The organism is Kitasatospora gansuensis (assembly GCF_014203705.1).
Taxonomy (GTDB): Bacteria; Actinomycetota; Actinomycetes; order Streptomycetales; family Streptomycetaceae; genus Kitasatospora; species Kitasatospora gansuensis.
The window spans coordinates 6,270,767-6,292,137 of record NZ_JACHJR010000001.1; the positions used below are offsets into that span (position 1 = coordinate 6,270,767).

The following is a 21,371-nucleotide window of genomic DNA, read 5'->3' on the forward strand; positions in this document are numbered from 1 at the left end:
AGACACCCCACCCATGGACACCTTGGAATCCACCCCACTGCGCTGGTACGGGGAGAGCTACCCCGCCACCGACGCGCCGGGCATCTACCAGGCGCTCGCCGAACTCGACCGCCCCTGCTTCATCGTCCGCACCCCCGAGGGCATCGGCGCCGTCGCCGAGGGCCGGGCCGCCGCGAGCGGTACCCGCCGTGGCGGGGCGGCCGGACTGCCGCTGCTGGCCGCCGTCGCCGCCCTGCCCGCGCACCGGCTCGGCTCGCCCGAGTTCCGGTCCGCGCACGGGGTCCAACACCCCTACCTGGCCGGCGCGATGGCGGGCGGCATCGCCTCCGCCGACCTGGTGATCGCGCTCGCCAGGGAGGGCTTCCTGGCCTCCTTCGGCGCGGCCGGGCTGCTGCCCGAGACGATCGAGGCCGCGCTCACCCGGTTCGCCACCGAGATCCCCGGCCTGCCGTACGCCGTCAACCTGATCCACAGCCCGAGCGAGGAGCGGCTGGAGCGCGAGGCGGTCGAGCTGTTCCTCCGCTACGGGGTGCGCTGCGTGGAGGCGTCCGCCTTCATGGCGCTCACCCCGCACGTGGTCCGCTGGCGGCTGGCCGGGCTGCGGACCGGACCGGACGGGCGGGTGCTCGCCGAGCACCGGCTGATCGCCAAGATCTCCCGGACCGAGACCGCCGAGCGGTTCATGCGCCCGGCCCCCGCGGCGATGGTCAGCGCGCTGCTGACCCAGCGTCTGATCACCCCCGAGCAGGCCGAGCTGGCCAAGTACGTGCCGATGGCCGACGACATCACCGTGGAGGCCGACTCGGGCGGTCACACCGACCGCCGGCCGTTGCCCGCGCTGCTGCCCAGCATCCTGCGGCTGCGCGACACCGTGCAGCGCGAGCACCGCTACCCGGCCCAGATCCGGGTCGGCGCGGCGGGCGGGCTCGGCACCCCGGTCGCGGTGGCGGCGGCCTTCGCGATGGGCGCGGCCTATGTGGTGACCGGCTCGGTCAACCAGTCCTGTGTCGAGTCGGGCGCCTCGAAGGCGGCCAAGGCCCTGCTCGCCGAGGCGGGCATCGCCGACTGCGAAATGGCCCCGGCCGCCGACATGTTCGAGATGGGCGTCGAGCTCCAGGTGCTCAAGAAGGGCACGCTGTTCCCGATGCGGGCCAAACGGCTGTACGAGCTCTACCAGGCGTACGACGGCCTGGAGGCGCTGCCGACCGAGGAGCGGGTCCGGCTGGAGACGCAGATCTTCCGCCGTCCGCTGGACGAGGTCTGGCAGGACTGCGTCGGCTACTTCTCCCGCCGCGACCCCGAGCAGCTGACCCGGGCCGAGGGCAACCCCAAACGGCGGATGGCGCTGGTCTTCCGCTGGTACCTCGGGATGTCCTCGCGCTGGTCCACCGTCGGCGACCCGGACCGCACCCTGGACTACCAGATCTGGTGCGGCCCGGCGATGGGCAGCTTCAACGACTGGGTGACGGCCAGTTACCTGAAGACCCCCGGCAACCGCCGGGTGGCCGACGTCGCCCAGCACCTGATGCGCGGCGCCGCCTTCCACACCCGGGTGGCCCAGCTGCGCACCTCGGGCGTACGGATCCCCGCCGCGGCGGCCGACTACCGGCCGGTGCCGCTGTGACCGCCACGGCTGCCACCGCCGCAGAAGAGCTCGACCGCGAGCTGGGCGACCCGGCCGACGCCGCCAACCCGTTCGGGTACGCGGCGGCCGTCGGCCGGGACGAACGCGACGAGTTCCCCGAGGAGTTGTGCGCCGTCCTGCGCAAGCGGGACTTCCACCTCAACTACCTGCCGGCCGAACTCGGCGGCAGCTTCCGGTCCTTCGACCACAGCCTCACCCTGGTGCGGACCGCCGCCCGCCGGGACCTGAACGTGATGCCCGGCACGATGTTCAGCATCACCGCCGCGACCTGCGTCCTGCTGCACGGCTCGACCGCGCAGCAGGAGCGGGTGGCCGCGATCCTGCGCCGGGGCGGCTCGGTGGCCTTCGCGATGTCGGAGGCCGAGCACGGCAGCGACCTGCTGGCCAACACCGCCCGGCTCACCCCGGCCGGCGACGGCCGGGAGCTCAGCGGCACCAAGTGGATGGTCGGTCTCGGCCACCGGAGCGAGGCCGCCTACCTGGTGGCCCGGACGGGGGAGCGCGGCCCCGCCGCCTTCTCCGCGATCCTGCTCGACCTGGACGACCGGGTCGGGCGGGGTGCCCGGGTGCCGACCGGCGGGATGCGCGGGATCGACTTCGCGCACCTGACGTTCGACCGGCACCCCGTCCCGGCCGACGCCCTGGTCGGCCGGGACGGCGAAGCGCTGGAGACGGCGGTCAAGGCCCAGCAGGTGGTCCGCCTGATGAGCACCGCGGGCAGCCTCGGCTGCGCCGACACCGCACTCCGGCTGACCCTCGACTTCGCCGCCGGGCGGCGGATCGGGCGCACCGAACTGCTCGACTCGCCCTACCCGCAGCGGGAGTTGGCGATCGCCTCGGCGGCCCTGCTGGCGGCCGACGCGGTCGCCCTGGCAGCCGCCCGGGGCATCCACGTCGCCCCGGAGTCGTTCAGCGTCTGGGGCTGCGCCGCCAAGCACGTGGTGGCGGAGGCGGTGGAGGACCTGATGCTGCGCTGCGGCACGGTGCTGGCCACCCGCTCGGTGCTGCGGACCGAGGGCCCGGGCGGCGGCCTGTTCCAGAAGCTCCAGCGGGACGCCGCGCTGGTCCGGGTGGTGGACACCAGCACGGTGGCCAACCTGCGCTCGTTCGCCGGTCAACTCCCGGCGCTGCTGGGGCAGTCGGCCGAGCCGGACCCGACGGCGGTACGGGCGGTCTTCGACCTGGCCGCCGAACTGCCGCCGTACGAACCGGCCCGGCTGGACCTGAACGCCCGGGGCCGCGACCTGGTCACCGGCGGCCCGCTGCCGGAGGCCGAGGGCTCCGGCCAGGCCACCCGGCTCCGGACGGCGCTGGCCGGGCTGCCGGCCGAGCTGGCCTGGGCCGACCCGAAGGACAACGGCCTGGTCGACCTGGCCGAACGGTTCGCCTGGCTGCACGCCGCCACCGCCTGCCTGCACCTGCACGCGGCCAACCGGGACGACGAACTGCTCGGCCGCACCGACTGGTTGGACGCGGTGCTCGGCTACCTGCTGGCCCGGGCCGACGGCACCTCGCCGCGCCGGTCGGCCGGGCCGCTGCTGCCCGCGCTGGCGGTCACCCGCGAACTGCACGCGGCCAACCGCCTGTTCTCCGCCGTCCCGGTCCAGCTGGCCTGACCACCAAGCCCACAGGAGAGAGAACCCCCGTGCCGAAGGCAGACCTGACCGAGCTCGCCGCGCGGCTCGAAGCGCATCTCGGCGACCCGCACGACCCCACCAGCCCGATGCCGTTCGACCAGATCCTCGACCACGACGAACGGGAGGAGTTCCCCTACGCCTTCGTCAACCTGCTCCAGCGCTGGGGCGTGCACGAGTACGTGATCCCGAAGGCCCAGGGCGGCAAGGCGGGTGACGTCGAGGTCGGCTTCAACCTGCTCCGCCTGATCGCCCGCCGCGACCCGACCTCGGCCACCGCACTGATGCTCACCAGCCTCAGCTTCATGCCCGCCTGGATCGCCGGGACGGACGAGCAGAAGCAGTACGTGGTGGACCTGATGAAGCAGGGCAACAAGCTGGCCTGGGGCCTGTCGGAGCGTCACCACGGCAGCGACGTGCTCGGCAACGAGATGCGCGCCGAGAAGGTGGACGGCGGCTACCTGCTGACCGGCGAGAAGTGGCTGATCGGCAACGCCACGGTGGCCGACGGCGTGAGCGTCTTCGCCCGGACCGACCCCAAGGGCGGCCCGGCCGGCTACTCCATCTTCCTGGTGGAGAAGCGCAACACCCCGGCCGGCGCCGTCGAGGAACTGCCCAACGAGCGGCTGCACGGCCTGCGCGCGCTCGACATGAGCGGCATCCGGCTGGACGGCGTCTTCGTCCCGGACGAGGCCAGGCTCGGCCACCAGGGGCAGGGCCTGGAGATCGCGCTGAAGAGCGCCCAGGTGGCCCGCACCACGATCGGCTCGATGGCCCTCGCCGCGGTCGACACCGCGCTGCGGGTGACCCTGGACTTCACCGAACAGCGCGAGATCTTCGGCAAGAAGGTCAGTGACATCCCGTACTCCCGGCGGCAGTTGACCGAGGTGTTCGCCGACCTGATGATCGCCGACGCGGTCAGTCTGGGCGCGGTGCGCAGCCTCCAGGTGGTGCCCGAGCAGACCAGCGTGTGGTCCTCGGTGGCCAAGTACTTCGTGCCGACCCTGCTGGAGCGCTCGATGGCCCAGCTGAACATCGTGCTGGGGGCCCGGCTCTACCTGCGGGCCCACCCGCACTACGGCATCTACCAGAAGATGCTGCGCGACCTGCTGGTGGCGATCTTCGCCGACGGCAACACCGTGGTGAACCTGAAGAACATCGCCCTCCAGCTGGACGGCCTGCTCGGCACCGCCGCGCAGGACACCGTCGCCCGGGCCGCCGCCGACCAGCGGGTCCCGCAGCTGTACGGCATCGACCGGGAGCTGCCGCTCTACCGCCCGTGGGACCAGGAGCTGTTCAGCCGGGGCAAGGACGACGCGGTGCTGGCCGCGCCGGGATCGCTGGACCGGCTGCGCGAACTGGCCGCCGAGGCCAAGGGCGAGGAGCAGGTCTGGCTGCTCAGGGCGGTCGAGGTGGCGGCCGGGCTGCTCGGCCGGGCCGAGGCGATCCACCGGCGGGCCGGTGAACTGCGGGCCGGGCTCGGCCGGGAGTACGGCCAGTCGGCCGAACTCTTCGACCTGGCCAAGCAGTACAGCGCGCTGCACGCCACCGCCGCCTGCCTGCACACCTTCGTGCACTCGCACGCCGCACTGGACGATCCGCTGCCCAGCGGCGCCCTGCTGCTGCTCCAACTGGAGCGGCTGCACCGGCTGTTCAGCCCGCACGAGTCGGTCACCGACTCGGCGGTGGTGGACGAGGTGATGCGGGTGCTGCGACACCTGCACCGGGAGAACCGGCTGTTCTCGTACTGGCAGTTCCCGCTCGCGACCCGGACCGGAGTACGCCATGCCCAGAGCTGAGACCCCCGACCAGGCCCACCGCACCCACGCCCGTACCGAGGCCCGTACCGCGATCTGCAACGGCTGCCAACACCGGTTCGACAGAGAGCAGTTGGACCACACGCTGAAGGTCTGCCCGGCCTGCCGGAGCGGCTTCCGGCAGTCGATGGACGAGTGGCTCAAGCACCTGCTCGGCCTGGGCGCACTGGCGCAGCCGCCGGAGCAGCGTCCGGCCACCCCCTACCGGGTGCGCCCGTGAACGGCCAGGCACCCGTGGGGATCGACGGCCATCTGTACCTGCTGGCCGAGGCGGCCGTGGACCGGTTCGCCGAGCGGCACGGCGGCGACGCGCTGCTGACCCGGGAGGAGCGGCTGCGGATGGCCCGGCAGCGCACCGAGGCGGCCCGCCGCCGGTTCCTCGGGGCCCGGCTGCTCTCCCGGCACGCGCTGAGCGACCGGGACGGCCGGCCGATGGGGGAGTGGCGGTTCCGGACCAGCGCGGCCGGCCGACCCGAGCCCGAACCGGACGGCCATGCGCTGCGGTTCAACCTCTCGCACACCGACGGCCTGGTGGCCTGCCTGGTCACCGAGGGCGGGTCCTGCGGGGTGGACGTCGAGCGCACCCCGGCCCGGCCGGACGCGGTGACCCACCTGCCGCGCTGGTTCGCCCCGGCCGAGCGTGGCGAACTCGACCTGCTGAGCGCCGGGTTGGCGACCGGAGTGGCCGCCTACTGGGTGCTCAAGGAGGCCTACCTGAAGGCCATCGGCACCGGCCTGCGCCGGGAGCTGGACGGCTTCGCGTTCTCCGCCCCTTGGCGGGCGCCGATCCGGCTGACCGATCCGACCCTGCCGCCCGGCGACGCGTCCCGCTGGCGCTTCGAACTGGTCAACCCCGCACCGGGGTTCGTGCTCGCCGCCGTGGTCGAGAACGGTGCCGCCGGGCGCCTGCACCGCACCTGGGTCAGCTGACCCCTTCTCCGACACCCCGCTCTCCGACACCCCCGCTCACAGTGAGGAAGCCTCCATGTCCAGCAGCACTCCCCCCGCCCGTCCGCTCGGCCGCAAGCCCCGGGTCGCCGTGGTCGGCGCGGGTGTGGCCGGCCTCTCCGCCGCCTACCGGCTGCGGGAGCACGCCGAGATCACCCTGTTCGAGCAGGACGACCGGCCGGGCGGCCACGCCAACACCATCGAGGTGGAGGAGAACGGCCGCACCCTCGGCATCGACACCGCCTTCGTGGTCTTCAACCAGCCCAGCTACCCGAACCTGACCAAGTTCTTCACCGAGCTCGGGGTGGAGACCAAGCAGCACCTCGGCGGCTTCAACTTCTTCGACCTGGACAGCGGCCTGCAGTACGGCACCGCCGAGATGGCGCTGCCGGAGGAGGAGGTGAACAGCCGCTACTCGGAGGAGTTCCGGACCATCTGGCGCGAGGCCCGCCGGTTCCACGCGGAGGGCCGCAAGGACTTCTTCCGCAAGCGCACCGACCTGCCGCTGGGCGAGTACCTGGACCGGGGCGGCTACAGCCAGGAGTTCCGGTACGGCTACGTGATCCTGCTCTGCACCGCCGTCTGGTCGGTGCCCGCCGAGCTGATCTGGGAGATGCCCGCCACCACCGTGATCGCCTTCTTCATGGCGCACGACGAGGGCGGCCTGGGCGGGCGCGGGGTGGAGTGGCGGACCGTCAGCGGCGGTTCGATCAACTACGTCCGCAAGGCGATCGCGGCGATCGACCCCAAGCTCCGGCTGGCCGAGCCGGTCACCGGCGTGCGCCAGGAGCCGGACGGCGTCACCGTGGCCACCGTGAACGGCGCCGAGCGCTTCGACTACGCGATCGTGGCCACCCACGGCGACCAGGCCAGGGAGTTGCTCACCAACCCCGACGACGTGCAGCGGCGCACGCTGGAGAAGATCCGCTACAACTCCTCGACCGCGATCCTGCACACCGACCCGACTGCGATGCCGGGCGACCGGGAGCGCTGGGACAACTGGAACTACGGCAAGGTGACGGTGGGCGGCGCCGTCCGCCCGTACGTGGCGTACTACATGAACCGGCTGCACGGCTTCGAGGCCGAGCAGGACTACTTCGTCACCCTGGACTACCCGCGGGCGCTGCGCGAGGAGTCGGTGATCCGGGAGCTGAGCTACTCGCACCCGGTGATCGACATCGACCTGCGCCGCCTGCAGCAGACCATCTACCAGGTGAACGAGGGCACCCGGGTCAAGCTGGCGGGCTCGTACTTCCACTCGAAGCAGCTCTACCACGACCAGATCGGCTCGCACGAGGCCGCCTTCTCCTCGGGCGCCGAGGCGGCCGCCCAGCTCCTCCGGGAGCTGGACGACCAGCGCTGAGCCGCCGTCAGGGCCGGGGGTGCCGCTTGGCGGACTCGTTCTCCTGGGCCATCCGGCGCAGCGCCAGCAGCACCGGCTCCATCAGGATGGTGAGCAGGACGGCGCGTTCGACCCGCTCCAACGGGTCGTCCGCGTCCTCCAGTTGGGCCAGGTCGAGGTCGGCGGTCTGTTCCGCCAGCCGGGCGTACGGGACCAGGGTCTGCCAGTCGGCCGGCAGGCCCAGCTCCCGGAGGGTGCCGAGGGTGTCGGTGATGGTGGCGCGGGTAGGAGCCTTCTCGCTGATCTCCCAACCAAGAGCGGAGATCAACTCGTCCGCGGGGGTGGGCTCTTGCGGCTGGTCCGATGGGGAGTCCGGCTCCTCCGTGGAGACGGCCCCCAGGGCCAGGCCGAACAGCAGGTGGAGATCGGTGGAGTGTTCGTCCAGCGCCCGGAGCACCTCACGGGTGGTGGACACCGACAGTCCGCGTACGGCGATCAGGGCCCTGGCCAGCCGTAGCCGGCGCAGGTGGTGGTCGTCGTACTCGGCCTGGGTGGCCGAGGTGGCCACACCGGCGGGCACCAACTCCTCCCGTAGGTAGTACTTGATCGTCGCCACGGGGACGCCACTGCGCCGGCTCAACTCCGAGATCCGCATCCTTCTCCGCTCTCCACTGGAAATTGGGTAGCTCTACTGTCTAATATAGATAGTGCCACACTCCAACAGTGTGCAGCACCCCTGCGCGGACGCCCGTACCGGTACCACCGAAAGGCCGTGACCATGCCCACGCTCCCCTGGACCACCCCGAACGCTCCCCGGCCCGACGCCCAGGTCCTGGTGATGGCCTCGCGCCTGGAGGTCGGCTCGCTCAGGCACTCCCCGCGCTTCTTCCTCAAGTCGCTGTCCGCCTGGCGTCAGGTGCGCAGCGCGCCCGGCGCCGTGGGCGCGTCGCTGATCGCCCAGCCGCTCAAGGGCGTGTTCTGGACGCTGTCCGCCTGGGAGGACCGCAAGGCCCTCTACACCTACGCCAAGACCGAACCGCACTACTCGATCATGACCTCGCTCCGTGCGGTGACCAAGACGTCCACGTTCGTCTTCTGGGAGGTCGGGGCCGATCAGTTGCCGATCGACTGGGCCGACGCCAAGAACCGGATCGCCGAGCAGCAGCGCCTCGACGCCGCCGACAAGTAGCACCCAGCACGCAGTTCCGTCTCAAATCTCGAGTCCCACGTCTCAAGAGGGAGAGCTCTGCCATGTCCGTCTCCGCAAGCCGTCCGGCCCCGGCGGGCACAGCCGCCGGGCGCAAGTTCCCGCTCTGGCTGGTGATCGTCGCGTGCAGCCTGCCGATGTTCATGGTCGCGCTGGACAACCTGGTGGTCTCCACCGCATTGCACACCCTCGCGGTCGACCTCAAGGCGAGCACCCAGGACCTGCAGTGGTTCGTCAACGCGTACGTGCTGAGCTTCGCCTGCCTGCTGCTGACCGGTGCCGCGCTCGGTGACCGGTTCGGGCACCGCAAGGTCTTCACGCTCGGCATCGCGCTGTTCACGCTGTCCTCGATCGGGTGTGGACTCGCCGACACCAGCAGCCAGTTGATCGCCGCCCGGGCGATCCAGGGCTTCGGCGCGGCGGCCGTCATGCCGCTCTCGCTGACCCTGCTGTCCAACGCGGTGCCGGAGAAGATGCGCAGCCTGGCACTCGGCCTCTGGTCGGCCGTCAGCGGACTGGCGATCGCGCTCGGCCCGGTGGTCGGCGGCGCGGTGGTCGAAGGGCTCGACTGGGAGTGGATCTTCTGGATCAACATCCCGGTCGGCATCGTGGCCGTCCCGCTGGTGCTCGCGGTGGTGAAGGAGAGCCGCGGCGAGCGGGCCCGGCTCGACCTGCTCGGCATGGTGCTGGCCACCGCCGGTCTGCTGGCGCTGGTCTGGGGCATCGTCAACGGCAGCGAGGACGGCTGGACCGACGGCCGGATCGTGGGCGCGTTCGTCGCGGCCGCCGTGCTGCTGGCCGCCTTCGTGGCCTGGGAGCGCCGGGTCGAGCACCCGCTGCTGCCGCTGCGGTTCTACCGGATCAGGGCGTTCACGCTCACCAACATCGTCTCCGCCTCGATGTACTTCGGGGTCTTCGGCTCGATCTTCTTCCTGGCCCAGTACCTGCAGATCGCCCCGCCCCGCACCCCGCTGCACGCCGGCGTGCTCACCCTGTCCTGGACCCTGATGCCGATGGTGATCGCCCCGATCGCCGGTGCGATCACCGACCGGGTGGGCGGTGGGCGGCTGATGGCCCTCGGCCTGTTCCTGCAGGCGGTCGGCCTGTCCTGGATCAACCTGGTCGCCTCCGCCGACACCCCGTACTCGCAGCTGGTCGGCGGGATGCTGGTGGCCGGCGCCGGTATGGGCTTCGCGATCGCCCCGACCGCGGCCGTGGTCCTCGGCGCGGTCGGCCCCGAGCACCGGGGCAAGGCCTCCGGCGCCAACACCACGGTCCGGGAGATCGGCGGCGCACTCGGCATCGCGGTGCTCAGCAGCGTCTTCACCGCCCACGGCAGCATGGCCACACCGGCCGCCTTCGCGGACGGCCTGCACCCGGCGGTCTGGGTCGGGGTGGCGGTGGTGGTGCTCGGCGGCCTGTGCGCGCTGGCCATCCCGCGCAACCCGCGGCCGGCCGCCGAGCCCGTAGCGGAGGTGGCTGACCTCCCTGCTCCGGTTGCGGTCTGACGGATCGTCAGCGAATCGGCCGCTTGGGCTGACCGGTACTCAGATCGAGTACCGCCCGGTCGCCGAGCGGCCGGTTCAGCTTGACGGTCACGTGGTCGATGACGAGGCTCGTCACGCAGACGTCACGGGTCCGCACCACGTGCCCGATCAGCACCACCACCTGGTCCGTCTCATACGCTTCCGTACTGATCACCTGGTCGCAGGCGCCGCGTCCCAGGCTGCCGGTGACGGTCAGTCCGTCGGCCGAGACCGATGTCAGGTCGATCGCCTCCGGGTGCAGGTCCTCCCGGCCGGGTAGGACGGCCGGCTCGAAGGCGGCCTGCCCGGAGCGCCAGGCCTGCTCGGCCGGTGAGCCCGGCCAGGCGGTCGCGAGCTCGACCGCGCGCTGCCCGGCGGCGCCGGCCGGGACGATGGCGGGCGGCGTGGCACTGGCCGGCGGCGTGGCGCTGGCTGTCAACCGCGGGGGCGTGGTGTGGACGGTGGTCGGTTCCGTGGTGCAGGCCGCGAGCAGCAGGGCCGAGGCGCCGAGCAGGATGGTCTTCTTCACTGTCATCCCCCGTATGGAAAAGCCGAATTGGCGGCACTGGGACGTCCAGTGCCGCCAACCGGTTCCACAGGTCTGGAACAGCGGGTCCTAGAACAGCGGGACCCCGGCCCGGACCAGGCGCCAGGTGCCGCCGCCGAACTCGGCCGGGTCGAGGACGCCCTTGGCCTTCACCCAGGTGATCATCGTGTTCCGGATCTCCTCCGAGTTCGACCAGGCCACCGGGGCCTTGGCCACGTGCGGGAAGTTGCCGCCGCCGTTGGCCCGGTAGTTGTTCACCGCCAGCACGAACTGCGCCGCCGGGTCGACCGGTGCGCCCTGGAGGGTCAGGTTGGTGATCCGGGAGCCGACCGGCTGGGTCAGGTCGATGTCGTAGGAGAGACCGTAGATCGAGTCGAAGTTGTAGTCCGGCGTGTTCGCCTGGTTGGTCAGGGTGTCCAGGTTGACCGCGTCGCCGGGGGCGAGCTGGGCGAAGTACTTCGCCGAGAACTCCAGGTAGTCCTTGATCTGAGCCCCGGTCAGCACCCGGGCCTCCAGGGTGTTCTCGTAGATGTACAGCCCGGCGGCGTCGCGCAGCTTGACGGTGCCGGCCGGGATCACGGCGGTGCGGTTGAACGGTGCAGCCTGGGCCAGCACCGGCAGGTTGGCGTACGAGGTGGAGGCCAGCGCCGCCTTCACGGTGTCCGCCTGCACCCGGCCGATCAGGTCGATGATCGGCACGTCCTTGAACCGGGCCTCGGCGATCGAGAGCGCGGTCTTGCAGGTGCCGATCGCCTGGTTGACGTACTCGACGACCTTCTTGTGCTGGGCGCTGAGCAGCTGGACGATCGCCGGGTCCTCCGGCACCGTGTTCGAGTTCAGCACCGTCGAGGTCACCGAGGTCACGTGCCACTGGCCGCGGGCGAACTCCACCTCGAAGTCGAAGCGGGACAGCCGCTGCGCCCAGCAGAGCGGCTCGGAGAGCACGACCGTCTTCCCGGTCTTCTTGTTGACGATCAGACGCTGCGGCACCTCCTTGTGGGTGTGGCCCACCAGCACCGCGTCGATGTCGGGCACCGTCTCCGCCATCTCGCCCGAGGCGTCCTCGGGCCAGGGCAGCTGGTCGCCGTAGGTGGTCGGCTCGTCGATGCCGGAGTGCGCCGAGACCACGATGACGTCCGCGCCCGCCGCCTTCATCCGGGGCACGTACTTCTTGGCCATCTCGACGATGCCGGGGAAGACCATCTTGCCCGCCACGTTGGCCTTGTCCCAGATCGCGATGCCCGGGTTGGTCAGGCCCAGGATGCCGACCCGGAGCGGACGGCCGTGGCCGAGGTGCAGCTCCTTGATCACGTACGGCGGGAAGGCCGGCTTCTCGTCCTTGGCGAACAGCGCGTTGGCGCCCAGCAGCGGGAAGTTCAGCTGCTCCTCGAAGGCGCGGACGGTCGGGATGCCGTAGTTGAACTCGTGGTTGCCGAGGGCGGCGGCGTCGTAGCCGATGGCGTTCATCGCCTCGGCCATCGGGTGCTTGGGCGGACGCTTGCCGGTGATCGGCTCGACCCGGGCGTAGTAGTAGGTGAGCTGGGTGCCCTGGATGATGTCGCCGGCGTCGATCAGCAGGGTGCGGTGGCAGCCCTTCTCCTCGCGGACCTGCTTCACCAGAGTGGAGATCTTGGCCAGGCCGACGTCGTTGTGCGCCTTGTCGTCGTACTCGGCGTCGGTGAAGTAGTCCCAGTTGAGCACCCGGCCGTGCAGGTCGGTGGTGCCCAGCACGGTGAACGTCTGCTTCTTCTGAGCCTTGCCGGGCTGCTCGGCGGGCGCGGCGGCGGCCGGGCTCGCGGTCGCCAGCGGCAGCCCGCCGGCCAGGGCGGCGCCGGCGGCGGTGGCCGCCGAGCGGGCGACGAAGTCACGACGGTTCAGGGGCATGGACGACTCCAACGTGGGGCGGACGGTCCGTCAGCAGAGGTGTGACGCGCGTAGAAGTCTGCCTGCAAAAACCGCCCGCGAACAGCCCCCGGCACGTTTCCAGCAGGTGAGAAGTAGGAGACCCGCACGTGACGCCCGCCCGCAGCCAAGTTTAGATGTAGCCCTCACGCAGGGCGTGGGCCACCGCGTGCGCGCGGTTGCGCAGGTTCAGACGGCTCGTCAGGCCGTGCAGCACGTTCTTGACGGTGCGCTCCGAGTACGAGAGCTTGCACGCGATCTCCCCGGTGTCCCAGCCCTCGGCGACCAGGCGCAGGATGTCGGACTCGCGCTCCGAGATGCCCGGCGGCGTGAAGCCCGGCAGGCCCTGGACGCTCCGCTGGAGCCGTCCCATCTGGGTGATCAGTCGCCCGAGCAGGTCACCCGGCAGGTCGCCCTCGCCGCGCGCGGCCGCCAGCACGGCCTGCTCCAGCCGCTCCGCCGTCGCCTCCCGCCGCCGCAGGATCGCCGACACCCCGCACTCGACGGCCTCCAGCAGATCGGCCTCCCGGATCTGATCCACCACCAGCACCACCCGGTGCTCCTCCAGGTGCACCAGCCGCCGCAGCGTCCCGGTCACCGCCCGGTCCACCGTCTCGGCCACCAGCACCGCGACCGACCCCGGGCCGGTCTCGCCGTTCTCCGCGAGCTCCAGGCCCGCGCACCGCCGGAGCTGGCTGACCGCCCCGGCGTGCGAGATCGGATCGGTCGCCTGGATCAGCACCCGGACCAGGGAGGGCGCTCGAAGTGCCTCGGCGACGTACTCGATGGTCACGGATTTTCCCCCTGCGTGTCAGTGCTCGGACAAGTGGGAGAACGGTCGTACGCGGCCCCACCCCGGCCCCATGCTCACCGCGAGAAGCCCGGGCCTACCATCGTGGTTGACCACGAGATCGGCCCGTGAGAGCAAGGTCACAGCGCTCCGCCGACGGTCCGGGCGACCGTTCCGACCGGTCGGCCCGTGGTACTCGACGAGACACGACGGGGAGGGACGAGCACAGATGATCAGCAGCGCCGCCGGGGCGTGTGCCGGCCCGGACGGGTTCGGTCCCGAACTGCTCGAACGCCGCAGCGTGCTCGACGAGGCGGCCCGGCTGGCCGACCACGCCCGGCACGGCCGGGGCAGCCTGCTGCTGCTCACCGGCCCGACCGGCGTCGGCCGCAGCGCCCTGCTGGACGCCCTGGCCCGCTCCGAGGCCGCCCAGCTGATGACCGTCCTGCGCGCCAACTGCGCGGCCGACGAAGCCGGCCACCCCTACGCCGCCGCCCGCCAACTGGCCGGGCCGGGCATCGAGTTCGGCCCCGGACCGGACGGCGCCGCACCCTGGGAGGTGCTCCGCGAACACGCCATCCGCCGCCCGCTGCTGCTGCTCGTCGACGACGTCCAGGACGCGGACACCCCGTCGCGCTGCTGGCTGAGCCAGCTCGGCCGACGCCTCGAACGCCTGCCAGTACTCGCCGTGGTGACCGAACGCCGCCAGCCAGGCCGGGCCGGCCGCGCCCCGCGCTTCGGCCAGGACCTCCCGGCCGGCACCGTCCACCCGCACCGGATCGGCCCGCTCACCCGCGGCGGAGTCGCCGAACTCCTCAGCACCCGGCTCGGCGGCCCGGCCCCCGACGACCTGGTCGACGACTGCCTGCGCGCCACCGGCGGCACCCCACTGCTGCTGCACGCCCTGCTGCACGCCCTGCTCACCGAACTCGGCGGCCCCGGACACCCGCTCGGCGACACCCCCGGCGGAGCCTTCCAGGACGCGGTCGGCCACTGGCTCCGGGCCGCCGGCGAACCCGTCACCGCCGCCGCCCGGATCCTCGCCCAGCTCTCCGGCCACCCCACCGGCGGCGCCGACCTGCCCACCCTGGCCGCCGACGGCACCGGCCGGGTCACCGAATGGCTGCACGGCCTGCGCGCCCACGGCATGCTCCAGGACGGCAGCGCCGGACGGCTCGACGAGTTCGCCCACCCCTGGCTGCGCACCGCCGTCCTGGCCGACTGGAGCCAGCAACGCCGGGCCGACGTGCACCACCGGCTCGCCACCCTGCTCTACGACCGGGGCGAGTCGGAGGACCTGATCGCCGACCACCTGCTGCACACCGAGGTCTGCGGCGCCGAGTGGGCCGCCGACGTCCTGATCGGCGCGGCCCGCACCGCCCAGCGCGCCGGGCGGACCACCCGCGCCGTCCAGCTGTTCCGCCGAGCCCTGCGCGAACCTCTCACCGGCCACCGGCGCGGCACCGTCCTGCTCGAACTCGGCTGCCAGGAAGTCACCCTGGGCCCACCCGAATCGGTCACCGGCACCCGGCACCTGGCCCAGGCGGTCCGCCTGCACCAGTCCGACGAGGCGGTCTTCGAGGCGGCCAACGCCCTCGGCTCGGCCCTGGCGGGCCGGGGCGAGACCGCCGCCGCGCTGGAAGTCATGGAGGACCTGGCCGAACGGTTCGCCGACCACCCCGAACTCGCCCGCGCCGTCCACGCCGCCGCCGCCCTGATCGCCTCGCACGACGGCGCCAGCTGGCTCCAGGTGGTCGAAGGGCTGCGCCGGATCGAGGCCCGCACCCCCGACGGTCTCGCCCCGGGCGCCCTCGGCATGCTGACCGAGTACGACGCCACCAGCGGCGCGCTGTCCGCCGCCGAAACCGCGGACCGGATCGAGCAGTTGACCACCCGGACGCCGGACACCTTCTCCCGCAGCTACGTCAACGCCACCGCCGCCACCCTCGCCCAGTGGGCCGACCTGCTCCCGCTCGCCGACGGGCTGGTCGCCGACGGACTGGCCGCGCACCGCGGCACCCCCCTGCACCCCGCCTACCAGTGCCTGCTCAGCGTCCGCGCCGAGAGCCGGATGATGCGCGGTCAGTACGCCCTGCTGCTGGCCGAGTTGAACAGCGCCGAGAACCACCTGGGCGTACTCGCCCTGAACAACTCCCACCTCACCTCCCAGGCAGTCCTCGCCCTGCTGGAGACAGGCCGCTTCGCCGAGGCCCGCCAACTCGCCACCGCCGCCGTGGCCGAGACCCCCGGAGTCAGCGAGGGCTCCTGGGAGTGGAACGAACTGCTCTACGCCCGCGGCCTGCTGGAACTCGCCACCGGCCGCCCCGCCGAAGCCCTCGCCGACCTGCAGGAGTGCGGCCGACGACAGGCCGAACGCCACGTGGTCAGCCCGATCGTCACCCCCTGGCGCTCCGCCGCCGCCGACTGCCACCTGCTGCTCGGCCAGCCCGGCGCGGCCGCCGAACTCGCCACCGAGGAACTCCGGTTGGCCCGGATCTGGGGCACCCCGCGCACCGTCGGCCGAGCCCTGCGCGCACTCGGCGCCGCCACCGGCGGCCGACAGGGGCTGACCACGGCGGGCGAGGCGGTCGAGCTGCTGCGCGCCGACGGCCTCGAAGCCGAACTGATCCCCGCCCTGCTCGGCCTCGGCCGCCTGCAGCTCGGCGGCGGCCGCCGGGCCGCCGCCCGGGACACCCTGCGTGAGGCGGTCACCGTGGCCGAGCGGACCGGCGCCCTACGGCTGGTGGCCGTCGGCACCGAACTGCTGCTGGAGTCCGGCGCCCGCCCGGTCAAGCAGCGGCACACCGGCGCGCAGGCCCTCACCGACAGCGAGCAGCGGGTCTGCCGACTGGCCGCCGAGGGGAACTCCAACCCCGAGATCGCCGAGCTGCTGCACCTGGCGCTGCGCACCGTGGAGACCCATCTCACCAACAGCTTCCGCAAGTTGGGCATCCGCCGCCGGGCCGAGATCGCCGCCCGGCTGGCCGACGGCACCTGACCGGACAGCCGCTCGGCTCAGAGCAGACCCGACAGCCGGTCCAGCTCCGCCTTCAACGCCGCCGTCGGATCCACCCCGCCCGGCGCCAGCGCCTCCCAGCAGCGGGCCCGGACGTAGCCGTCCAGCGCCACCGGCAGCTCCCACTCCACGATCCGCCGCACCCGGTCCCGGTCGGCCGCCCCGAGCGCCGCCAGCAGCTGCTCCGCGCCGACCGAGGAGGGCAGCCCGATCGCCGCCACCCGCTCCGCCAGGGCGGCCAGCTCCGACGTCGCCCCGTCGCCCTTCGGCTTCCACGGCACCAGCAGGGCCCCCGCCGCGTACATCGCCGCCACCACGGCGGGCCCCCAGCCGCCGGTCAGCCCGGCGAAGTACAGCCCGAGGCCACCGGCCCCCGCCGCGCAACCGACCAGGTTGCGCGGCGACTCCAGGTACTCCAGCGCCCTACTGGTAGCCACGGATCTCCTCGAACGCCCCGTCCAGGGAGCCCGTGCCGTCGAACAGCTTCCCGCCGGTCAGCTCCGCGATGCCCTGCAACTGCGTCTTCGCCGCCTCGCCGAACTGGATCGGGAAGACCGGCACCGCCCGCTGACGCTCCGTCAGCCCACCGAACCAGCTGCGGAACTCCGCCTCCTTCATCCCCTCGTTGCTCTCCCCGTCGGTCATCAGCACGATCGAGGTGAACCGGTCGTCACCGGCCGCCGCCTGCTGACGGGTCAGCAGCTCGTACGCCTCGCGCAGCGAGCTGTACACCGCCGTCCCCTCGTTCGCCTGCATGGCCCGGACGTCGTTCTCGATCCGGGCCAGCTCCGCCGCCGGGGTGTTCTTCGGCACCGTGTACGTCCGCTCCGACTTCACCTTCGAGGCGAACTCGATCAGGGTCACCTCCTCCCGCTCCCGGAACCGCCGCACCCCGCGCGGATCCTGCAGACCGGTCAGCCGCGCCATCGCCGCCTTCAGCGCCTCCAGCCGGGGCCCCTTCATCGACCCCGAGGTGTCCAGCACGTACACCGTCCTGGACGGCCGGCGCAGATCGTTCTGGTACGCCGACAGCAGCCCGTCGGCCACCGCCCGGCTGCCCGGGAACGGCAGTTCGCGGCGCAGGTCGGTCGGCACCCCGGGCGCCGGGGTGACGTTCGGCGTCACCGGGCGGCGCAGCGTCGTGGTCGAGATCTTCTGCTGGGCCTCGGCCGTGGTCAGGTACTTGGCCAGCCGCTGGAACGCGTCCTGCGCGGGCTGCCCGGCCGAGGCCAGCAGCGAGAGCGGGTAGTCCGCCGAGACCACCCCGTCCACCGGCCGGATCACGGTCAGCCTGTCGGCCTCGGGCAGCGTCCGGTTCATCGAGAGCAGCACCGACTCGTAGTTCACCAGCGCCCCGACCTTGTTCTGGCCGGCCTTCTGGTACGCCTCGGCCAGCCAGCCGGAGGAACCCGAGGTGAGCCGCTGCCCGGTGAAGAACCGCTGGAGCGAGGGCGCCGCCTTGGTGACGTCCGCGTCCGAGAGGGCCGCGCCCGCGCCGGAGAACGCCGAGGCCAGCGCGACCAGGGCGGAGAAGCCGGAGTTGGAGCGGGACGGGTCGGCCATCCCGTAGGACAGCTTCCCGGCCACCGCCGCGTCCCCGAGCTGACCCCAGGTCACCTGCGAACCGTCGCCCCAGCCCAGCTCGCTGAGCATGCCCGAGCGGACCCCGACCGCGACCGGGGTGGTCATCACCGGCGTCTCGGAGAGCAACTTGCCCTTGGCCGCGCCGTCCAGCCGCAGGTAGCGGTTGGACGGGAACCAGACCGCGTCGTACTTGCCGTCCGCCTGCCCGGCCGCGACGGTGTCCGCACCGTCCAGCGAACCGGTCCAGGTGAACTCCACGCCGACCCCGGTGGCCTTCTTGGCCTCGGCCAGCACCGGTGCCATGTCCTGGAGTTCACTGCCCGCCAGCACCCGCAGCACGCCGTCCTTGGACGGGTTCGGGGTGGGCGGCGACGGCTCGCTGGTGCAGGCCGCCGCGGTCAGGGCCAGGGCCAGGGTCAGCGCGGCCGGAACGATCCGTCGGAACATCGCTCTGCTCATCTCACTTGCCCTTCGCCGCTTCGACCAGCTTGGCGAGCATCGGGACGGCCGCCACCTGGGCCTGCTTGATGCCGGCGGCGGTCAGGTCCGCCGCGAAATCCGCCCCCTGGTGCCCCTCCAGGGCCTTGCCGAGCGCCCCGGGGTCGGCCGTCGGACGGAAGCCGTGCCGGGCCTCCAGGGCCCGCAGCTTCGGGCTGTCCCGGAGTAGTTCGGCCACCTTCCGGCCCTTCGGGGTCAAGCCGACGGCCGTGTGGTCACTCCAAACGGTGGTGTCCGGGTAGAGCACCACCAGGTCGCCCGTCGAAATCCCGTGCGCCCGCAGTGAGGCCACCTGGGACTCGTAGACCAGCACCAGCGGGTTGCCGACGCCGGACCGGAAGTCGCTGAACGGGCCGTCCGTGCTGGTCTTCTGGTCACCCTGCTTGTCCGTCAGCTTCTTCAGCAGCGGCGCGACCTTGTTGACGCCCGCCTCGTCCGCCACCACCCGGTCGTCGTTCGCCAGGTACGAGACGGCGGCCAGGTGCAGCGCCCCCGAGGAGGAGGTGCGCGGGTCGGTGGTGGTCAGGTAGATGTCACCGGACAACTCGGCCTTCCCGGCGGCCCCTTTGAGCTCCGACCACTTGGTGTCCTTGCCGACCGCCGCCAGGTAGTTCGCCATCCGCAGCTTCCACGGGCTCTCGCCCGACTGCTCGGCCAGCTGGTTGTTCTTGAGGACGTCGGCCGCCGGCTTGTGCGCGATCACCACCAGCGGCGAGTAGAACGGCCGCACCGGCTCGGTGGTGATGCCCTTGTTCTTCGCGATCTCCTCGGCCGGCCCCCGGCTGGACGGGAAGGCCAGGTCGACGTCCTTCAGGTCCGCGGTGGCCATCGACCAGGAGCCGATGGTCTGCTGCCGGAGGTCGAGCCCGTTGGCCTTGAACTCGGCTGCCACCTCAGGGTCGTTGAAGAACTCGGCCTTCTCCGAACCGATCAGCACCCGGACCTGGTCCAGGTCCCCCGGCCGGTCGCCGTTCAGATAGACCGCGTAACCCACCCCGCACAGCAGTACCACGGCCACCAGCACGCTGATGACTCTTCTCATCGCCAACCCTTCCCCCACGAGCGGCACTTCAGGACCTTGAGGGTCCCGCCCGGCCGGGAGCGCGGTGCGAAGCGCGGATGAACCAGGGGTGAACAGGCCTTCACGGAACCGCATCGGATCCCCAATCACGGTCCGGCCCAAGGGAAGTCACGACGTGTCACGTCGTTCACCCAATCGTTCAACAACCGCCATGGTGAAGTCGGCCGGAACGTCGATGTTACGTACCGGTAATGCCTAGGCTCGGAGCCATGCGCCGAGCAAAAATCGTCTGTACTCTCGGGCCCGCCGCCGACTCGTACGACCAGATCAAGGCACTGGTCGAGGCCGGCATGGACGTCGCCCGCTTCAATCTCAGCCACGGCTCCCAGTCCGAACACGAGGAGCGTTACCGCCGGGTCCGCAAGGCCTCCGACGAGACCGGCCGCAGCGTCGGTGTCCTGGTCGACCTCCAAGGTCCGAAGATCCGACTCGACACCTTCGCCGAGGGGCCCGTACTCCTTGAACGCGGCGACGAGTTCACCATCTCGGTGGAGGACGGGGTGATCGGCGACCGCGACAAGTGCGGCACCACCTACCGCGGCCTGGCCAACGACGTCTCCCGCGGCGAACGCATCCTGGTCGACGACGGCCGGGTCTGCCTGGAGGTCACCCACGTCGACGGCCCCCGGGTGCACTGCATCGTCATCGAGGGCGGTCTGATCTCCGACCACAAGGGCCTCAACCTGCCCGGCGTCGCCGTCTCGGTGCCCGCGCTCAGCGACAAGGACGTCGCCGATCTGCGCTGGGCCCTGCGGACCGGCGCCGACATCATCGCGCTCTCCTTCGTCCGCAGCGGCAAGGACATCGAGGACGTCCACCGGATCATGGCCGAGGAGGGCCGGTCCGTTCCGGTCATCGCCAAGATCGAGAAGCCGCAGGCGGTCGACAACCTGGAGTCCATCGTCGACGCCTTCGACGGCATCATGGTCGCCCGCGGCGACCTGGGCGTCGAAATGCCGCTGGAGCAGGTCCCGTTGGTGCAGAAGCGGGCCATCAAGCTGGCCAAGCGGAACGCCAAGCCGGTGATCGTCGCCACCCAGATGCTGGACTCGATGATCAACGCCTCCCGCCCCACCAGGGCCGAGGCCTCCGACGTCGCCAACGCGGTGCTGGACGGCACCGACGCGGTGATGCTCTCCGGCGAGACCTCGGTCGGCAAGTACCCCGTCGAGACCGTCCGGACCATGTCCCGGATCATCACCGCGGTCGAGGAGGACACCCTCGCGGCCGGCCTCCCCCCGCTCACCGAGCGGAACAAGCCCCGCACCCAGGGCGGCGCGGTGGCCCGCGCGGCCGCCGAGATCGGCGACTTCCTGAACGCCAAGTACCTGATCGCCTTCACCCAGTCCGGCGACACCGCCCGCCGCCTGTCCCGCTACCGCTCACCCATCCCCGTGCTCGCCTTCACCTACGAGCCCGCCGTCCGCAGCCAGCTCGCGGTCACCTGGGGCGCCGAAACCTTCCTCGGCCCCTTCGCCCCCACCACCGACGAGATGGTCGCCCAGGTAGACGCCCAGCTCCTCTCCCTCGGCCGCTGCCAAAAGGGCGACATCGTCGTCATCACCGCCGGCTCACCCCCCGGCCTGGCCGGCTCCACCAACCTGGTCCGCGTCCACCACGTCGGCGAACTCGACAACTGACGTCACAACGGCCAACGGTGCGGCACCCCGACAGGGGTGTCGCACCGTTCAGAAGAGTGAAGATCGCGAACACGTCAGCGACCTTGGAAATGAAGGAAAGTGCCCCGGGTGGGATTCGAACCCACGCTGGATGGTGTTTGAGACCACGGCCTCTACCGCTGGGCTACCGGGGCGCCCACAGAATCAAAGGCGAC

General features: G+C 71.8%; 17 protein-coding genes and 1 tRNA gene. 10 read left to right on the forward strand and 8 right to left on the reverse strand.

Annotation, left to right across the window (positions count from 1 at the left end; all coding sequences use genetic code 11):
• Window positions 1-13 precede the first annotated feature (13 nt).
• Genes F4556_RS28265 through F4556_RS28290 form a run of 6 tightly spaced genes read left to right on the forward strand, consistent with a single transcriptional unit; the run spans window position 14 to window position 7,407 of the window.
• Entirely contained in the window at window positions 14-1,624 is a 1,611-nt protein-coding gene (locus F4556_RS28265; protein ID WP_184920964.1) for a PfaD family polyunsaturated fatty acid/polyketide biosynthesis protein, read from the forward strand.
• Window positions 1,621-3,261: an acyl-CoA dehydrogenase family protein gene (locus tag F4556_RS28270; RefSeq protein WP_184920966.1), complete on the forward strand. Its 1,641-nt coding sequence runs from the start codon at window positions 1,621-1,623 to the stop codon at window positions 3,259-3,261. The genes F4556_RS28265 and F4556_RS28270 overlap by 4 nt, the downstream gene beginning before the upstream one ends.
• Window positions 3,262-3,290: 29 nt before the next feature.
• Window positions 3,291-5,078: an acyl-CoA dehydrogenase family protein gene (locus F4556_RS28275; protein ID WP_313068735.1), complete on the forward strand. Its 1,788-nt coding sequence runs from the start codon at window positions 3,291-3,293 to the stop codon at window positions 5,076-5,078.
• Complete coding sequence (locus F4556_RS28280) at window positions 5,065-5,316, forward strand: hypothetical protein (protein WP_184920967.1); 252 nt, start codon at window positions 5,065-5,067, stop codon at window positions 5,314-5,316. Before F4556_RS28275 ends, F4556_RS28280 begins: the two co-directional genes overlap by 14 nt.
• Entirely contained in the window at window positions 5,313-6,026 is a 714-nt protein-coding gene (locus tag F4556_RS28285; RefSeq protein ID WP_313068736.1) for a 4'-phosphopantetheinyl transferase family protein, read from the forward strand. Before F4556_RS28280 ends, F4556_RS28285 begins: the two co-directional genes overlap by 4 nt.
• A gap of 55 nt (window positions 6,027-6,081) precedes the next feature.
• On the forward strand, window positions 6,082-7,407 hold the full coding sequence (locus F4556_RS28290) for an NAD(P)/FAD-dependent oxidoreductase (RefSeq protein ID WP_184920969.1): 1,326 nt from the start codon (window positions 6,082-6,084) through the stop codon (window positions 7,405-7,407).
• 7 nt (window positions 7,408-7,414) lie between these two features.
• Here the strand turns inward: F4556_RS28290 and F4556_RS28295 are convergent, their stop codons facing one another.
• The gene (locus F4556_RS28295) at window positions 7,415-8,041 is read right to left on the reverse strand and encodes a MerR family transcriptional regulator (RefSeq protein WP_184920971.1); all 627 of its coding nucleotides are present in this window, start codon (window positions 8,039-8,041) and stop codon (window positions 7,415-7,417) included.
• A 123-nt stretch (window positions 8,042-8,164) separates the two neighbouring features.
• On the opposite strand from F4556_RS28295, the gene F4556_RS28300 reads away from it, so the two are divergent.
• Both F4556_RS28300 and F4556_RS28305 read left to right on the forward strand, forming a co-directional pair.
• Complete coding sequence (locus F4556_RS28300; RefSeq protein WP_184920973.1) at window positions 8,165-8,575, forward strand: DUF3291 domain-containing protein; 411 nt, start codon at window positions 8,165-8,167, stop codon at window positions 8,573-8,575.
• Between the two features lie 62 nt (window positions 8,576-8,637).
• Window positions 8,638-10,101: an MFS transporter gene (locus F4556_RS28305; RefSeq protein WP_184920974.1), complete on the forward strand. Its 1,464-nt coding sequence runs from the start codon at window positions 8,638-8,640 to the stop codon at window positions 10,099-10,101.
• Window positions 10,102-10,108: 7 nt separating this feature from the next.
• Here F4556_RS28305 and F4556_RS28310 read toward each other — a convergent pair whose 3' ends face one another.
• The 3 genes from F4556_RS28310 to F4556_RS28320 form a co-directional block, all read right to left on the reverse strand.
• Complete coding sequence (locus tag F4556_RS28310; protein ID WP_184920977.1) at window positions 10,109-10,654, reverse strand: hypothetical protein; 546 nt, start codon at window positions 10,652-10,654, stop codon at window positions 10,109-10,111.
• A gap of 81 nt (window positions 10,655-10,735) precedes the next feature.
• Window positions 10,736-12,550, reverse strand: coding sequence for a bifunctional metallophosphatase/5'-nucleotidase (locus F4556_RS28315; RefSeq protein WP_184920978.1), 1,815 nt, complete (start codon window positions 12,548-12,550; stop codon window positions 10,736-10,738).
• A gap of 151 nt (window positions 12,551-12,701) precedes the next feature.
• Entirely contained in the window at window positions 12,702-13,361 is a 660-nt protein-coding gene (locus F4556_RS28320; protein ID WP_376775751.1) for a response regulator transcription factor, read from the reverse strand.
• A gap of 226 nt (window positions 13,362-13,587) precedes the next feature.
• Here F4556_RS28320 and F4556_RS28325 point away from each other — a divergent pair, with 226 nt between their 5' ends.
• Entirely contained in the window at window positions 13,588-16,356 is a 2,769-nt protein-coding gene (locus tag F4556_RS28325; protein ID WP_184920980.1) for a LuxR C-terminal-related transcriptional regulator, read from the forward strand.
• Between the two features lie 17 nt (window positions 16,357-16,373).
• Here F4556_RS28325 and F4556_RS28330 read toward each other — a convergent pair whose 3' ends face one another.
• The 3 genes from F4556_RS28330 to F4556_RS28340 are packed head-to-tail and all read right to left on the reverse strand — an operon-like array spanning window position 16,374 to window position 19,498.
• A complete protein-coding gene (locus tag F4556_RS28330; RefSeq protein WP_184920982.1) occupies window positions 16,374-16,811 on the reverse strand; it encodes a hypothetical protein in 438 nt (145 codons plus the stop codon).
• Complete coding sequence (locus F4556_RS28335) at window positions 16,798-18,417, reverse strand: extracellular solute-binding protein (protein WP_246511105.1); 1,620 nt, start codon at window positions 18,415-18,417, stop codon at window positions 16,798-16,800. Before F4556_RS28335 ends, F4556_RS28330 begins: the two co-directional genes overlap by 14 nt.
• Window position 18,418: 1 nt before the next feature.
• On the reverse strand, window positions 18,419-19,498 hold the full coding sequence (locus F4556_RS28340) for a hypothetical protein (RefSeq protein ID WP_184920990.1): 1,080 nt from the start codon (window positions 19,496-19,498) through the stop codon (window positions 18,419-18,421).
• A 248-nt stretch (window positions 19,499-19,746) separates the two neighbouring features.
• Between F4556_RS28340 and pyk the strand changes: the two genes are divergently transcribed.
• Complete coding sequence (gene pyk, locus F4556_RS28345; protein ID WP_184920992.1) at window positions 19,747-21,177, forward strand: pyruvate kinase; 1,431 nt, start codon at window positions 19,747-19,749, stop codon at window positions 21,175-21,177.
• Window positions 21,178-21,277: 100 nt separating this feature from the next.
• Here the strand turns inward: pyk and F4556_RS28350 are convergent.
• A tRNA-Leu gene (locus tag F4556_RS28350) sits at window positions 21,278-21,350 on the reverse strand.
• Window positions 21,351-21,371 lie beyond the last annotated feature (21 nt).